The organism is Methanosarcina horonobensis HB-1 = JCM 15518, assembly GCF_000970285.1.
Classification (GTDB): domain Archaea; phylum Halobacteriota; class Methanosarcinia; order Methanosarcinales; family Methanosarcinaceae; genus Methanosarcina; species Methanosarcina horonobensis.
In genome coordinates, this window is record NZ_CP009516.1 from 3946871 (window position 1) to 3964603 (window position 17733).

The 17733-nt window shown below is 35.3% G+C and carries 12 protein-coding genes; 10 read left to right on the plus strand and 2 right to left on the minus strand.

The window, feature by feature from the left end:
• Positions 1-724: 724 nt before the first annotated feature.
• Positions 725-1591, minus strand: a complete 867-nt coding sequence (locus MSHOH_RS17275; RefSeq protein WP_048141531.1) for a CPBP family intramembrane glutamic endopeptidase — start codon at positions 1589-1591, stop codon at positions 725-727.
• An 896-nt stretch (positions 1592-2487) separates the two neighbouring features.
• Between MSHOH_RS17275 and MSHOH_RS17280 the strand changes: the two genes are divergently transcribed.
• The 10 genes from MSHOH_RS17280 (at position 2488) to MSHOH_RS17330 (ending at position 15903) form a co-directional block, all read left to right on the plus strand.
• Positions 2488-4023 carry a glycosyltransferase family 2 protein gene (locus tag MSHOH_RS17280; RefSeq protein WP_048141532.1) on the plus strand — a complete coding sequence of 512 codons (1536 nt, stop codon included), beginning with the start codon at positions 2488-2490 and terminating at the stop codon, positions 4021-4023.
• A 251-nt stretch (positions 4024-4274) separates the two neighbouring features.
• Positions 4275-5975: a polysaccharide deacetylase family protein gene (locus MSHOH_RS23085; RefSeq protein ID WP_082089400.1), complete on the plus strand. Its 1701-nt coding sequence runs from the start codon at positions 4275-4277 to the stop codon at positions 5973-5975.
• Positions 5976-6267: 292 nt separating this feature from the next.
• Positions 6268-6957 carry a polysaccharide deacetylase family protein gene (locus MSHOH_RS17295; protein ID WP_239451037.1) on the plus strand — a complete coding sequence of 230 codons (690 nt, stop codon included), beginning with the start codon at positions 6268-6270 and terminating at the stop codon, positions 6955-6957.
• The gene (locus tag MSHOH_RS17300) at positions 6957-7970 is read left to right on the plus strand and encodes a lipid II:glycine glycyltransferase FemX (protein ID WP_082089401.1); all 1014 of its coding nucleotides are present in this window, start codon (positions 6957-6959) and stop codon (positions 7968-7970) included. Before MSHOH_RS17295 ends, MSHOH_RS17300 begins: the two co-directional genes overlap by 1 nt.
• Positions 7971-7987: 17 nt before the next feature.
• Positions 7988-9016 (plus strand): DUF354 domain-containing protein, encoded by a 1029-nt coding sequence (locus tag MSHOH_RS17305; protein ID WP_048141536.1) that lies wholly within the window; start codon positions 7988-7990, stop codon positions 9014-9016.
• 63 nt (positions 9017-9079) lie between these two features.
• Entirely contained in the window at positions 9080-10186 is a 1107-nt protein-coding gene (locus MSHOH_RS17310; RefSeq protein ID WP_048141537.1) for a glycosyltransferase, read from the plus strand.
• Positions 10187-10300: 114 nt separating this feature from the next.
• A complete protein-coding gene (locus tag MSHOH_RS17315) occupies positions 10301-11260 on the plus strand; it encodes a dTDP-glucose 4,6-dehydratase (protein WP_048141540.1) in 960 nt (319 codons plus the stop codon).
• Positions 11261-11268: 8 nt separating this feature from the next.
• Positions 11269-12408 carry a DegT/DnrJ/EryC1/StrS family aminotransferase gene (locus MSHOH_RS17320; protein ID WP_082089402.1) on the plus strand — a complete coding sequence of 380 codons (1140 nt, stop codon included), beginning with the start codon at positions 11269-11271 and terminating at the stop codon, positions 12406-12408.
• Positions 12409-12543: 135 nt separating this feature from the next.
• On the plus strand, positions 12544-13857 hold the full coding sequence (locus MSHOH_RS17325; RefSeq protein WP_048141544.1) for a flippase: 1314 nt from the start codon (positions 12544-12546) through the stop codon (positions 13855-13857).
• A 54-nt stretch (positions 13858-13911) separates the two neighbouring features.
• Entirely contained in the window at positions 13912-15903 is a 1992-nt protein-coding gene (locus MSHOH_RS17330) for a hypothetical protein (protein ID WP_048141545.1), read from the plus strand.
• Positions 15904-15992: 89 nt separating this feature from the next.
• Here the strand turns inward: MSHOH_RS17330 and MSHOH_RS17335 are convergent, their stop codons facing one another.
• A complete protein-coding gene (locus tag MSHOH_RS17335; protein ID WP_052730910.1) occupies positions 15993-17270 on the minus strand; it encodes a right-handed parallel beta-helix repeat-containing protein in 1278 nt (425 codons plus the stop codon).
• Between the last annotated feature and the right edge of the window lie 463 nt (positions 17271-17733).

Genomic DNA, 17733 nt, shown 5'->3' on the forward strand with positions numbered 1-17733 from the left:
AACGATAATGGTTAGCCCAAGTTAACCGTTAAGAGCTTAGGTGATGCATCAAGATAAATTGGCGCACCTTCGAGAACCGTGCCATTGTCATCAACTTTTTCAATGAGCTTATCCTAAAACTCAGAATCTACTTCTCAAATCCTACACCCTGAATAATCAATCAAGTTCCTGATCCCAAAAACAATTATGGACATTGTTAATAAATAAAAGTGAAATGGCTTTTGGGATAAAATATTTTTGGGATAAAATACTTTTGGGATAAAATACTTTTGGGATAAGCTTAATTTCAATTTAATACTAGTTTTGGGATAGACTTACAGAACACTTAAAGCAGCATATATAATTATCCAACTGAATAATAACAATAATGGAAAAATTCCCATGTTTAAAGAATTATCTAAAAACTCCTCCCAGCAGTTTGACCCTGAGAGTACATACCTAAAACCAAGGAGTAAACTCAGCGCTACTAGAGCCATATTATGATAGTCTGGAAGACCTACCAGATTCATAGAAATTGTGTTTGATAATATATTATCGATTATGATTGTAAACATGAGATATCAACTCTTGTAAAATTAAATGTCATATCCATCTAACGTGGTGTTTTTACATGAAAAAGGCTCGTAACATGCAGATAACCTAAAATTTATTTGATACTTAATTTTGTTTCTATTTATCTGATCGTAACTGATTGGAACATCGGTTTTCTCGATACAAGATCCATTCAAAGGAAACTAAATAGATTCCCCAAGTGAGGGAAAACTCCGAAAGAAAATACACTTATAAACCCATGTACCAATGCAATGAAAGGAAGACTTCTTGTTCTCTGGAACGTGTACCCTAGTAAAAGGCCTACAAAAAAAGCGTAGAAAATTTCATAGAGAGCCCCGTAGCCGAAGTTCATGAGCCCAAAAATTAAGCTTGAAAGGATCAGACCATTCCATGATCCAAATACTTCCTCAAGGCTTGTCTGAAGGACTGACCTGAAAAGGAGTTCTTCAGTAAACCCGACAAAGAAAATCATTACTGCTGCAAGCAGTAAGATGTTGACTAAAGAAAGATCCGGAATCAACGGGGTTGCTTGTACGATAAACGCTTCAGCTTGTCCCAGAGTAAAGCCGATAAAAATCGCGGCAGGAAGATAGTACCATAAATTTCTGAAACTCAGTCCTAAGCGTTCATTTGTAGGATTTTGGAGATTTATAACAATAGTCAGAGGTATTATCATTGGAGCGTAGATGAATACAAACGATAGAAGAGGTATTTCAGGAAACATCGGCACTGAAAAGTTCATAAGGCGGAGAATCGGAAGTAACAAGAAAGCCTGATAGATGTTCCGAACCTTCTGCTCTTTTACGAATATGGATACCAGAGATATAACTACCAGTATACCTACATATAGTAAGAGAGCAACTTTAACATTTCCGGAATAAATCAATGATTCGGGAAGAATAATTAGAGTAAGAAGGATACTTGCAAGGACTTTTTTACTCTGATATTTTGAATTTCTATGTTGTATATCTGGATTTTCTGTTGATTTCCTGAGAATTGCGGTTTCTTCACCATAACTAGTCACAATTAGTTTTTCCATATTTACTCCGACTCCGATACTTTTATCCAGAGATGAAGATCACTACAAGGGATATTCACAGTTATTGTTATATTCTGAAGATATGTATTAAAAAATACTCGTGCGTATACATTATAAATATAATAGTTTATGATATTCAACACTGGAATAATATTTTTATGACTACTTACAAACTTTTATTCTGGCCATATAATAATTTTCGAAAATTGAAAAATAATCGTTGTTTTCTACAAAAAATTAACATTACTTGATTTATATTTATTATTCTGAAATAATAATAACTTTTCTAATTTCAGGATAAAGATATTCATTACTCTCGTCTTTAAGCCATTTTTGATTCGGAAATCCTCATTAGTAAATCTCTTTTGTGATTATAAACCAGTTGGGTTTTCTTCCTTCAGAATGGTTATATTTTTTAGAGAATAGTTATGAGAAATACTATCCCTAAAGCTCTTGCTCTTAATATTAACTAATATAGTGAATCATGCATGTTTAAAGAAATTCAAACATAGTTTAGAAAATATTACATAAACGTAATAATATATTTAGTAGAAGATATCACTTATTAACACTTGTCTTCAATAAATAGTTATGGATGTATATCAATTTAAAAGCATTTCAGTTTAATAGATATTTATTCTTTATGAAATAAAGTAATATCCAAAACTATTTATATTTATAGATTCAATTCGCAAATTGATCTAATAAACATGGGAATGTTAAGAAGATATTTGCAGATCTTGCTATTTTTTAGCTAAGATTTCATTATAAAATGATTGATCATAGGTGTGTTATAATTTGGATATAGTTGTTCCGAATTTATTTGGTTGGGTTGCGTTTTTCAATTCAGGCCGAACTCGAGTAAAGCGTTGTGCTCAAGTTGTTGGTGAATGAACATGTATGAGGAGGGTCTACCGGAGACTGCAGTTATTCTTCCTGCTTTTAATCGAGAATTGGAAATAGGGACAATCGTGCTTATCGCCAAACAATATGCAGACCGGGTCATCGTTGTGAATAATGGCAGTTCAGACCAGTGTTCAGAGGTGGCAGAATTCGCTGGGGCTGAAGTAGTTCAGGATTTTACTGGCACAAACAAAAATTTCTCGCTGAAAAAAGGTATTAAAGCTGCAGAAGGTGCCGATATTCTGGTCACAATGGATATGGATGTTTGTAGAGATCCGAAATTAATCCCGAAAATGATTAAGCCTATTAAAGAAGGAAATTTTGACCTGGTAGCAGGAACATGTATTAGCAGGCACAAGAGAAATCATGAGAATGTCCTTTTGGTAAAAAATAAAAAGACAGAAGAAAGTCCTGTGGGGTTTCTCGTATTTTCGAAAGAGTGTCTTAAAGAACTGGATCTTTCTGACGTGTACCTTAATTCCATTCGTTCTATTATGTCTGTATGTGAAAGGAAGAAAATCAGGGCTCACCATATAGACCTTCAGGAAGACCATGAAAAAAATCTCTTCAAATCTTATAGAATAGGAGTTGTGGTACCGGCTTATAATGAAGAGCTTTTGATCCAAGAAACTATCGAAGGAGTTCCGGATTATGTGGATAGGATATACGTAATAAATGATTGTAGCTCCGATAGGACAGGGGAGATCATTGACAAGATGACAGATCCGAGAGTAGTGCCAATACATCATAAAGTCAATAAAGGTGTTGGAGCGGCTATAGTAAACGGGTATAAGTACGCTCTGGCAGACGAAATGGATCTGGTTGCGGTTATGGCAGGAGACAACCAGATGGATCCTTCCCAGTTACCAAGGCTTCTATTCCCTATCATTGAAGGAAAAGCAGACTACACAAAAGGAAATCGTCTCCTTTCAAAGGAAATGAGAAAAGGCATGAGCGCCTGGCGAGCTTTTGGCAATGGAATCCTGTCTTTAATTACAAAAATCGGAAGTGGTTACTGGCATATTACAGACCCGCAAAATGGCTATACAGCAATATCGCGAGAAGCACTTGAGGCGCTTGACCTGGATTCAGTCTACACTTACTATGGCTACTGCAACGATCTCCTTATAAAACTTAACGCTCTTGGCTTACAAACAATAGATGTACCAATGCCTGCACGTTATGGCAGGGAAACATCCACTATCAGATATGGAGCATATATAAGAAAAGTTGCCCCCATGATTTTTAGAGGTTTTTTGTGGAGGCTGAAAATGAAGTATATAGTTCTTGACTTCCACCCTCTGGTTCTTTTTTATATTGCGAGTATGGTACTTGTACCTACCGGATTTTTTTTCGGACTATGGATTGTTCTACAAAAGTTAGTCTTCCACAATCCGGTTTCGGCAAATTATCCACTTCTCGATGTATTTATTTCGCTCATGGGTATGCAGTTACTTCTCTTTGCTATGTTCTTTGACATGCAGGTGAATAAAATAACAAATGGAAAAAACAGTCTCAATTCATATTAACTTGTATTAGTGGGATAGTTTCGTGCTCTTCCAGCGAGTTGAGAATTCAACAAGAGCTATGTTCTTCAGAAAAATACTGAGATTTAGTACATTTGATAGAACGAAAAATAAGCAAAAAATAAGAGCTTGATCTGGATGTCCAAGAGTAAAATTATGAGTATGAGAGAGCATGTGTCAAAGTTTACAGTTGAATATCCCACATCAATTGAATATTCTCCATGTAAGCCGAAAATCGTGATTGGTGGTTATTGATGCTAAATATAGAAAACCACGATTTTACGACTCATAAATTCCTCCAACTCTGTGAAGCAATATCACCTAGTTACACTACAGTAACGATGACAGAATACATTTGCAACCAGCACCCTGAAAGATTCGTGCTGTTGCGGCATGACGTTGACAGGATGCCTGGACGTGCCCTGGCCACTGCTCAGATTGAACACGAACTCGGTATCAAGGCAACATATTATTTCAGGACGAGCGAAAATGTATTCAAACCCGATATTATTCGTCAGATAAGAGATATGGGACATGAGATTGGTTACCATTACGAAACCTTAAGCGAGGCTAAAGGAGACAAAAAAAAAGCCTTCGAGCTTTTTAAGTCACATCTGGATGATTTCAGAAATGTCTGTGATGTAAAAACGATCTGTATGCATGGAAAACCTCTTTCGAAGTATGACAACCGTGAACTTTGGAACGAACATGATTATAGGGACCTTGGACTAATAGGTGAAGCCTACCTTTCTGTAGGAGATGATCTCAACTATTTTTCAGATACAGGAAGAACCTGGGGATTTGGAAATAATTTGAGGGATTATATCCCCGGCAAAACTGAGAAGGTTTTTGCTAATAGTACTGATGATCTCATTGAATTGATTAAGAGCAACGAATTTAATAATTTTTATATTCTGGCACACCCTGAAAGATGGACTTCAAGCGCTCTCGGATGGGGTATTTATTATTCAACAGATCTCGCAGTCAATTTAGGAAAAAACATTTTAATGCGATTCAGTGAAGAGAACCAGACTGCTCAGATTATGAAAAATAATAGTTTATCAATTACCATTGACATTGAAGACTGGTACCATATTCCTTCAGTTTGCGGGTCAAGTTTTTCTGTTTACAAAAACGTAAGCGAATTTTTTGAAAAATGGAACGGAAGATATGATTACTTAAGTGAACCGACAAAGAGAACACTTGATCTTCTGGATGAATTTAAAGTAACTGCCACATTCTTTATTGTAGCAGATGTTGCAAAGCACTACCCCGGTCTAATTGAATCTATTGCTGAAAGGGGACATGAAATTGCGTGCCATGGCGCGGATCATACATGCATTCTTGATCCAAAAACAAAAGTACCTCTTACTACTGCTGAAGAGTTTGAAAAAACAACCTTAGAAGCAAAGAGACTACTTGAAAAGATATCCGGAAAAGAGGTGATTGGATATAGGGCACCAAACGCCGTGGTCACGGGATGGATGCTCGACTCACTGGAAAAACTTGGATTCAAGTATGATTCGTCTGTTGCTTTAAATTCGCTGTATAATAAATCTGATTCTTCTCTGAAAGGTGTCTCCTCGGTTCCCTATTATCCAGCTGCAGGTAGCCTGGAACCTTCCAAAAGCAGGGGTTTTGTTGAGTTTCCCTGGGCTTATTACGATATGGGAATAAAGATTCCAACTTATGGAGGACCAACATTACGATTTCTTGGTTCTAAGTTAATACTCCAAGGACTCAAGCAGAGCTTAAAAAGAGGACACACGATTTTTTATTTTCATCCTATTGACATTTCAGAGGAGAAGTTTCCAGCTATTGGAAATAAGAGGCCTTTATACTGGATAATAAAAGGGAAAATTGTCGAAGAAAGGATTCGCTATTTGTTTAAAAAATTAGAAGGTGTCAAGAAAGTTCCTCTTCGAGATAGGGTAGGTGACTATTGCAGTGTTTGAAGTAAAGTTTTAGGAATCAAAAAGTAAACGAACAGGAACAGAATTAATCTTTGTTTTGAGATCTTATTTCCGTGCTTGTTCTTGAAAAACTCTAGAATATAGTAAATGAAAAAATGACAACCAAATTATGGATCTTTCTATTATCCAAACATGGGAAAAAAGCGCGATAATATTAATCCACCAAGCAAGAGAGGGGGAAACCGTAGTGCTAAACTGTCATAATCTTGATTTCACTCTTGACAAATTTCGTCAACTATGTTCAGTAATCGCGGACAAGTACATTTCTGTTACCATGAATGAATACGTGACTGCAGATAATAACCTTCCCAAGCGCTTTGTATTGATGCGGCACGACGTAGATAGGTTGGCAAAAAATGCACTGAAAACGGCAAGAATAGAAGAGGAATTTGGTATACGAGCAACTTATTACTTCAGAACCAGCAAGAAAGCCTTTGTTCCAGAGATCATACAGGAGATTGAGGGAATGGGACATGAAGTTGGATACCACTATGAGGTTTTGAGCACTGCTAAAGGTGACTACGAAAAAGCCATTCAGTTGTTCGAGAATGACGTTAACAAATTCAGAAGCATCTGTAACCTCAAAACAATTTGCATGCATGGTGCAGTATTATCAAAATATGACAATAGAGATCTCTGGAAATCCTATGATTTTAGAGACTTTGGAATTCTTGGAGAAGCTTATCTATCTGCCGGGGAAAATCTCAATTACTTTACTGATACGGGAAGAGGTTGGAACTCAAGGAATAATATGAGAGACTTTCTCCAGAATAAAAATGAACAAATTTCTGCGGATACAACTGATGATCTCATTAAATTGGCTGAGAGCAGTGAAATCAATAACTTCTATATTTCACTCCATCCAGATCGATGGAAGTCAAATATTACAAACTGGAGTTTGTTCTGGTTATATGATTTTGTACTTAATTCGGGGAAGAAGGTCGTGATGGCGGTGAGACAATAGTGAATATCACATTTAATGTAGATGACAAAAAATGGGATGAATATGTAAAAAATCACCCTTTTGGAAACATATTCCAAACAACGGCAATGTATGGCGTATATAAAAACACGAAAAAATATTCCCCGATTAAACTTTGTTCTGTTAATGAAGCCACAGGTGAAATCGATGGTGTGTTACTTGGAGTAACAATGCGTGAAATGACGGGCATATTGGGAAAAGGTATTTTAGGCGAATTCTCTACGCGATCCATAATCTCTGGTGGCCCTCTTGTATCGGACAACTCAATAGATACGTTGTCAAAAATGATATTCGAACATGATAAAATGGTTCAAAAAAAATCACTTTATACAGAAATATGGAATTTGCATGAGATGAAATCTCTATTAGATAACGTAAAAGAGTATAATTACGAGGACCATCTAAACTTTTTAATAAACCTGGAGGTATCAGAAGAAGATCTCTGGAGGCAGATTCATAAATCGAAAAGAAAAACTATTAATCGTGCAATAAAAGCAGGTGTGGTGATTGAAGAAATTAATCATAGAAAAATGATACCGACTTTTTACGATTTACTGAAAGAAACATACAAAAGAGTAAAAGTACCACTTTCGGATATAACCTTATTTGAGTCGGCTTTCGACCAGCTTGTGCCAAAGAACATGGCAAAATTCTTTTTGGCAAAATATGATGATACATACATCGGTTGTAGAGCGGTTTTAACTTACAATAACTGGATTCACGACTGGTACGCCGGAGCCTTAGACACTGCATTATCACTCTATCCTAATGATTGTTTGGTATGGCATGTTCTCAAATGGGGGACAGAGCACAATTACAAAATGTTTGACTTTGGAGGTGCTGGTAAACCAGATGTGGAGTACGGTCCGAGAGAATTCAAAAGAAGATTTGGCGGAAATTTAGTCAATTATGGTAGATACTCTCACATTCATTCCCCTATAAAAATTAAAATTACGGACATCGGATTTCAACTATACCAGAAATATTCTTTATAAAAAGGTGTTATTTTATTATGAAAATAGTAGTTGACATAAATCATCCAGCACATGTACATGCCCTGAAAAATTTTGTGTGGGAAATGGAAAAAAGGGGACATGAGATGTTAATTACTGCCAGTAAAAAGGAAATGACATTTGAATTACTGGAGAATTACGATTTTGATTATGTAAATCTTGGTAGCTATGGAAATAATTTACTTCAAAAATTAGTTAATATACCTATTCTCGATTTAAAAATGTATAAAGAGGTGAGAGGTTTCAAGCCCGAAGTGTTTGTAGGGCTAGGTTCGATTAGAGCAGCTCACACTTCTTTTTTATTGCATAAAAAATGCATCTTGCTTGAAGACACGGAACACAGCACAGAACAGATTAAGTTATACTTGCCTTTTGCCGATGCTGTTTTAACGCCAGGTTGTTTCAGAGGAAATCTTGGAAAAAAGCAGGTCAGATACAATGGGTACCATGAACTGGCATATTTGCACCCTAACTATTTCACTCCAGATCCGGAAATCCTTAAAGAACTTGGACTAAAAGAGGATTCCGTATTTTCAGTTTTAAGATTTGTATCCTGGGGTGCAAGCCATGACGTTGGCCATCACGGTATACAAAACAAAATCGAATTTGTGAAAGAGCTTGAAAAATATGGTCGTGTGTTAATTACTTCTGAAGGTAGATTGGACGAGGTACTGGAGCAGTATCGCATTAAAGTTTCACCAGAAAAGTTACACCACTTACTATATTATGCAAGCCTGTATGTCGGAGATGGAGGAACAACAGCAGTTGAAAGTGCAATTTTGGGCACTCCCTCTATTTATGTTTCAACTCTTGTTGGAACAATGGGCAATTTCATTGAACTTGAAGAAAAGTATGGATTGTTGTTAAATTACAGTGACTCAAATAAAGCCATAGAAAAGGCAATTGAGTTGATCCAAAGCCCAAATATCAAGGAGTGCTGGAAAGAAAAGAGAGAAATGTTGTTAAGAGATAAGGTCGACGTCACATCATTCATTGTAAGATTTGTTGAGGATTATTTGACTAATTGAGAATTATAAAGGAGAAAAGAAGTAAAAAACTTGTAGGAAGTTAACGGTAAGTAAGTGGTGTTTATGAGATTTGGGGTTCTTGGATCAAATAACATTTATGTTAGAGAAACTACTGCTGAGATTTCTAATTTTTTTCATGTTGATGCAATTATTTTAAAAAAGAAAGAGGAAAAATGTAACATTGATTCAGAGAAAAAAATAAATTTAAAGTTTATTGATAGCAAATCTTTGTTTTCGTTATTAAGACTACCTTTTGCAATAAAAAAGACCAGTAGACGTGTTGATGGATTTATTGTTCATTACATGAATCTTTATTTTGCATTATTAATTGCATCTAGAATTATAATAAACAAACCCATAGCTTATCTATGCTATGGTAGTGATGTTCATGGATCAAAAATTGGAAACTGGTTCGTAAAAAAAGCACTTAAAAATGTTGATTTAATTTTTGTGGAAGTTCCTTCTCAAAAAGATTATCTGCATAATTTTTTTGGAGTTCCATATGATAAGTTAGAATCTTCCAAGATTGTGTTTCCGGTAGATCCTTCTTTTAAAAGATATGATGATTCACAAAAGGAAATTATAAGGAAAAAATGGAATTTGGACTCAAAATATGTAATATTTTCCCCTCGTACTGCAGATGGACTTTATAATCATCACATTCTGGTTAAAGCAGTAAGCTTCCTTGAGGATGATTTAAAGAAAGATATACAAATCGTAATTACCGGATATACTGGAGCAGGAAATAGAGATTATCTGAATAGATTAATTGAAATTGGAAAAGAAAATAATGTTTGTATGGTTAATTTGGATAAATTTCTGACACCTCAAGAAATGGCTGAAATTTATAATATTTCATCGATTAACGTAAATATTCCGAAACATGACCAATTAGCTAGATCTATAATGGAAGGTTGCCTGTGTGGATGCATACCTTTATTAAATGTAGAAATACCAGCTTATCATGATTTATTTAAAAATGAAGAAAATTGTGTTTTTGTAGAACCCGAACCAGAAGCTGTTGCTACAAAAATAGAATGGATACTTAAAAACGGAGATAAATTAGAAGAACATTTTTTTGCAGAGAACATTAAAATATTTTTGAGGTACCAGAACACTAAGCAAATTTATCAATATCTGACAGCAAGAATTGAAAAAATAGTCCGTTAAAAAAGAACTAAACTGAAGTGAAACCCTATACAATAATCTTCGCAATTAATAAGTTTATTTATCTGACATATTAAGTTATTTTCCAGGTATTTTCCTATAATAAAGGTGAAAAAAATGAAGATACTAGTAACTGGTGGTGCTGGATTTATCGGATCTCATTTGTGTGAGAAATATACAAAAAATGGAGATACAGTTTTGTGTTTGGATAACTTCATAAATGGAAGTCTGACAAATATAAGACATCTCCTGAATTATCGAAATTTTAAACTAATAAACGGTGATATCCAAAACTATGATCTTTTAGAGAAAATAATGAGAGATGTAGACGTCGTATTTCATTTAGCTGCGCAAATTCATGTGGATAGGTCTATTGTTGAACCAAAATTGACCTATGATATCAATGTACTGGGGACTCAAAACATCCTTGAAGCCGCCAGAATTCACGACGTAAATAGAGTGATACATGCATCTACAAGTGAGGTATATGGATCTGCAAAGTATTCTCCAATGGATGAAGATCATCAGCTTCTCGCACCACATCCATACGGAGCTAGCAAAATCGCTGCCGACAGAATGTGTTATGCTTACATAAACACTTATGGTATGGACATATGTATCGCCAGGCCTTTCAATATATATGGCCCAAGACAGAAAGATTCCGGATACGGCGGTGCAATTTCGATATTTACAAAAAGGGTTTTGAGTGGTTTACCTCCAATTATTTATGGAGATGGAAATCAAACAAGAGACTATACTTTTGTAGGCGATATTGTTAGAGCTTATGATTCAATATTAAATCACAGTAATCCAATAAAAGAGCCTGTTAATTTTGGCACAGGTGCAGAGTTCAGGATTGTAGATATCGCAAACAAAATTATTCAACTTTGTGATAGTGATTTAAAACCGGTTTTCGTTGAGCCCAGACCTGGAGAAGTTCAAAGGCTAATCGCAGATACCACCAGAGCTCAAAAAATACTTGGATGGAGGGCAGAATACACACTTGAAGAAGGTCTGAAAGAATTCATAAACTGGTACAAAAATTACAAATCAGAAGAATGGGCCAAACCAAGGTGAGTAAAAACATGAGAACAGAATTTTTGCCATATTGTCAGCCTTCAATTAACGATGAAGAGATTGAAAGCGTGCTGGATTCACTAAGATCTGGATGGCTTACAATGGGCCCTAAAACAATTGAATTTGAAAACCTAATTGCAAAGTACACCGGAGCAAAACATGCAATTGCTGTAAGCTCCTGTACTGCTGCACTACATTTGTCCCTTCTTGCATGTGGAATTGGAAAGAATGATGAGGTAATAACCACACCTTATACATTTGCATCAACAGGCAATGTTATTGTACAGGTTGGAGCAAAACCCGTATTTGTTGACGTGAGAAAAGATACTTACAACATCGATCCTGAAAAAATAGAGGATGCTATTACCCCTAATACCAAAGCAATAATCCCAGTTCATTTTGCAGGTCAATCTTGTGATATGCATGAGATAATGAAAATTGCAGAAAAAAACAATCTGTTTGTGATCGAGGATGCAGCACATGCAATTGGCTCAGAATATCACGGAAAAAAAATCGGATGCATTGGAGATTTCACATGTTTTAGCTTTTACCCTACCAAAAACATGACAACAGGAGAAGGAGGGGCAATAACAACAAATAATGATGAATTTGTTGATAAATTGAAAAGTCTGAGACTTCATGGGATAAGTAAAGATGCCTGGAAGAGATATTCAAATCAGGGAAACTGGTATTATGAAATTGAAGATTGCGGCTGGAAGTACAATATGACAGATCTCCAGGCTGCATTAGGAATTCCTCAAATTAAAAAATTAGATACTTTTTGTGATATTAGGAAAAAATACGCTGATATTTATACTAAGAGCCTATGTAGAATTGAGGGAATTATTACTCCATATGAAGATTTAGATGCAAAACATGTTTATCATTTGTATCCCCTGTTACTAGAAAAATATAACAGAGCCAAATTCATAGAAGAAATGGGTAAAAGAAATATTTCATGCAGTGTGCATTTCATACCTCTCCATCTTCATCCCTTCTATAAAAATCAGTTTGGATTCAAAAAAGGAGATTTCCCAAATGCAGAATGGCTTTACGAACGTGAAGTTTCGTTACCTTTATACCCTAAAATGAAGATCGAAGATGTAAGATCTGTTATCGAGGCGGTTGAGGATATAATATTTTCATGAATCTATATACATTATAAGATTCCAGAGAAATTTATTGCTCCGGTGTTAAGCCTTATATAAATATCTGTAAATTTTTGGCTTTGTAAAAATCCTCTGTTTATTGTTTATGGATTATTTCAACATCTTGAAGGTAACATGTTCAACCTGAAACTAAGCAAAATGATGAAAGATATCCAATGGTCTTTTATCAGTCTTGCTACGACATCTCTCACACACTTTCTTCTTAGAGTCTTACTTGGTAGGGAACTGGGACCCTCAGGACTTGGCTTATATACATTAGTATTTACCATTTACATGTTTGGCACGCAGTTTGCAACATTTGGAATCAATTCAGCCATGACCAAATACATAGCTGAACATAATGAAAACCTGTCAAAAATAAAGGAATTTTTTTCATCCGGCATTATTGGATCCATCGTAAGCGGATCTGTAATGGGGATGCTGCTATATTTCCTCTCCGGTGTTGTTTCTACATTTATTTTCCATCAACTTGAAATGACAGACCTTTTGAAGCTTACAGCATTCTGCTTCCCCTTTATCGCCATGCAAAAAACTGTTATTGGAACTTTGAATGGCCTGAGGGAGATGAAATTGTATGCAATTCTTAACATTGCCCAGAGTTTATTGATAATGGTCGTATCTTTTGCTATGGTAGTAGTTCTTAATATGGGAGTCATAGGTGCAGTACTTGGCTTCGTAATTCCAACAATACTTGTAGGTCTACTCTCTCTTATATTTATCAGAAACTTATTTGTGGCACCAACAAAACTTATGACTACAGTTTTTAGAGAGATTTCATGGTTCGGATTCTATGTTGTCCTTGCAAACTCCATAGGAATGATCAATACACAAGTTGACACCCTGATGATAGGCTATTTCATGAAAGAGACTGATGTCGGGTATTATGCGGTTGCTATCATGCTTGTGCAAGGAATAACATTATTACCTCAAGCAGTACAGGCAGTAACAACACCTTCAATCGCAACATATTACGGAAAAGGAGACTTTAACAATATCCAGCGACTCATCAAAAATACTATGTTAAAGGTATCTGCGGTTATAGGATGTGTTTCACTTGTTCTGGCAATTTTCGGCAGGTTTTTGATTCCTCTTATATTTAAAGAAGAATTTTTGCCTGCTTATTTACCAATGCTTACATTATTAATTGGATATTCTGTCTATGCAGCTTATGCATCTATAGGAGGTTGCCTTGCAAGCGTTGGCAAAGTTCGGATTATTTTCAGGATCGATGCAATATGTGCCGGCTTAAACACATTGTTAAATATCATGCTAATACCAAGATTCGGACTCCTTGGAGCTGCAAGCGCCACATCCATAGCATTGATATTTACTGCCTTGACTAATTTATACTATATCAGGAGATATAGCACAGAAAAAACAAATCAAATTAATAATGATTCCAATAGTCTCAAAAGTAACATAGTTTGAGAAAACTTATTTCATTTTTTAGACAAATCACTAAAAACATAAGGAGAATATTTAATGTTATTTAAAGAAATAGCGCCGATAATCATATTATTTACCTTAATAGTCTCGGCGCTAATTGCAATTAGAATTAAAAGATCAAATGTCTCCACTATAGATGGATTGTTTGCCATCTTTGGGGCAGTATTGGGATTATTGGTAACTTTCTTAAATTTAATTTACAGCAATAATTATCTAATCACAATCGGGCCTCTTCTTACAATTGCATCCCTTCTATATCTAAGATATAGAACCAGATTACTAGCAGGTGACATAGATGTAGACCTTTATCTCAGTAACCGAATATTAAAGATTATCCAAACTGTTTACTGGATTTGCATTTTTGTTGCACTAATAAGTTATTATCAGGCAGAACCTTATTACCGCCCTCCACTATTCTTTTTCAGTATATCAATAGCTGTAGGCTGTTTAGGAGTGGAGATTCTGTCACGCACCTATGAAGAAAATATCCAACTCTATACTTTATTCTCCAGGATATTTATAATGTCATTTATCCTGAGATTTAGTGCCTATTTTATATCTCCTTACCCAGTTGGTTCCGATCCATGGGCGCACTCCGACTTAATAAAAGATATTTCCATCTATGGAACCAGTTATTTACCCCAAATAAATGAATATTATAGCAATTATCCAGTAATGCACCTTTATGCCTCTATTGCAGGCCTTCTCGGAAATTTGACTACAAAAGGCGCAATTTTTATCATAGGAGCAGTTCTTATATTTAGTACCATTTTTGTATATTTAATTATTAAAAAAATCACAAACAATGTTCATATTGCTTTATTCTCAATGCTACTTATAAATTTTTCAGATTTCCACATTCAATGGAGCATCCAAGTAATAGCTATGAGCTTTGGAATTGCTATATACGCGATGACGATTTATCTTTTACTTGAGCAAAGGGAGAAAATAAGCACTCAATATAAAATATTCACGATATTATCTATATGCATCCTCATCTGGACCCATACGATATCATCTTTTGTTTTTTTAGTAACAGTGTTTTCGTTATATGTAAGTTCATATATTTATGAGAGCATTTATATAACTAAAAATTACTATCCCAAGTTATTAGCAAACGCTACCCTTTGCGCATTCACTTTAATAATGTTATCCTACCATTGGATTGACCCAAAATACCCTTTTTTAGAAGAAGTAATGAGAGGACTTGCCGCTTCATTAGCGCAGGAAGCAGAATTCTTAGGAAGAAACACGATTTCAAACCTGGAAGATTCCTGGTCCTCTATCCTTGATATTTTTGGTTTTCTCATTCTGATTCTTTTTGGAGTTATTGGAAGCTTGCATAGCCTATCAAAAGAGCATCAAAATAAAACAAAAGTGCGTTTAGTTTTCACAATTGTTGTACTGTTCGCAATCTTCTTTATATTTCCTGTAATGGGAATCAGGAATATTGTACCGTACAGATGGCCAGCATTTATATACCTTATCTTGGTTTTATTTTCTGGGATTGGGATCTTCAAATTTGTTAGCATTGTTAGAGGCAAATATCATAAAGTTATTTTTGTCTCTATACTGCTGATAGTATTCTCATTTTTCATGATGACGAACTCTTTTACAAACATGGATTCTCCTGTTTATGGAAAGGATCTTAATCAAAACATGATATGGACTGAATCTGAAATAAAAATGTTTACAGATCTCAATAATTCTTACGATGGTCTTATAATCTCAGATCTTCAAACACGTGAAATGCCATTCCAAACATACATAAAAAGAGATATAGTGACAGATTATTTAACAACTCCCAATGGAGATCTAGATTGGGACTATATGGGAGATAAAATGCTAATTTGGAGAAAAAGTAGTTTAGACAGACCTGTACAAGTTAATGGATATAAAAATCCCGATATGTTACTCGGGCTTTCGTTTAAAGACAACCTCGATAATAATTATCATAGTGTATATGACAGTGGAAGCGCAAAAGCATATTCAGGTCTTAGTGCCGAGTTTTGGGACATAAATGAGTGATTCCCTATTCTCGGCGTATTAAACTTCAGGCTTTCAATCCTTAAGGGAGTTAGAAACACTGGCAGTAGAAAATCGCCGAGAATTGAGAATTATTCACCGTCGCTGACACTTGTACTTTCTGTAATATTTAGATAGTTTCCGGCACTGTTATTCCATACATTATTGGTTTCGAGAGACACAGTGTACATAGATATGTCATAAATATTTATACCGTGACCTGATCCTGAAATCAGTCTTCCGGGTAATGTGTTTGTTACAATGTTATCTCGTATGATGGTGTTATATGTATATTTCGGCGGTACTAACCAAACATTTTTCATAGAAATTCCGTCATGATAACAGCCATCAATGAAATTATTTTCAATAGTAGTGTTATTGAAACCCTGTACATTGATACCTCCCCCAAAATAAGTGGATAAGCCCATGTGCTGACCGCATCCGGAAATTATGTTGTGGTGAATATATACATTCTGTGCGCCTGAAGGAACCGGGTAAGAGTTGTAGCCGTTTACCAGAATACCAGCCAGATTGGTATTGCTGATGTTGTTGCCATAAATCTCTATATCATCCATGGCAGGAACTGAAACCGTTTTCTGAATTTCTACGCCACATCCGCCTGTAGGGATTCCTGAATCAATTTTATTATCATGAATAGAGATATGATTGGAATCTGTTATAGTAATTCCATCATTTGTACGAGGGATGAATGTGTTGTTATAGATATTTGCATTAGAGACTTTGGTCAGGTAAACACCGTTGTGGCAACAGCGATAAAATCTGTTATTATATATGTCTATGTTACCGCTACCTTCTGTATATACTCTGTTAAGCACACGAATTCCATCATTACTGCTATTATGAATATACATATCCCTAACAGTAACATTTGTACACCCATCTAAAAGCATCACTGTATAATAATGCTCTCCCCTAGGAACAGGTTGAGCCTGTACATTCCCATCAATTTCAAATCCTTGAATTGTGATCTCGTGAGCTGACTCTTTTCGAGGTTGTATAATTCCCTTATGTGCAGGCCATCCCGCATCGTCAACGAGCTTGATAACTGCATTGGAGTCTCCTTCGAGAATCGTATTGTTGCCTATCAAGAGGGTATCATTAATTACATATGTGAAAGGTCCTTTGAGATGGACAGTTGTATAGTCAGAGTTCTCTGCCACCAATTCAAGGGCCTGATTTATCTGTATATGATCATCTTTCCCATCGCAGTTAAAGTCACCATCTCCATCCCCTGCAACATAAACGGTTCCTACTGCTGGAAAATAAAAGACTGTTATGATATAGATAATTATCAAAAGGATTAAAACTGAAGTGTAGTATTTTGTTTTTGAATTACCACTAATACTCATTGAGTTTTCCCTCTCGTTTTAGTATCATACCCACTTTAATTCTTTACTTCAAAAAATTTTCGGGTTTACGTTCTTCTGCCAATCCTTAACTTGTAGCCTTCTCTTAGTTAGTCATATCTGAAATTCTTTTTTATTTATTAATGAAGTAAATAATAGTCACCAAAAAGTACACCTCATTTATAACTGCACTTCAATTAAAGCCTTAAAAAACCTTAAGTTTATGAGGGAGACGCACAATTCTCTTGGAACTATGTTTGAGCTTATTCTAAAGCCATTCTTACTCTCGATCATTTACTCCCCAGAACCCGCTCCATAATCTGGAACTTAATAAATAATTCGAAGTATAAAATTTAAGATATGAGTTTTAAGTTTTAGGATGGAACTCATTATGTAAGTTCTGCTTGTTTAATAAGTGAAGATCCAAATGAAAATTGTTACCTAAATATTAAATGTTTTTGATTTG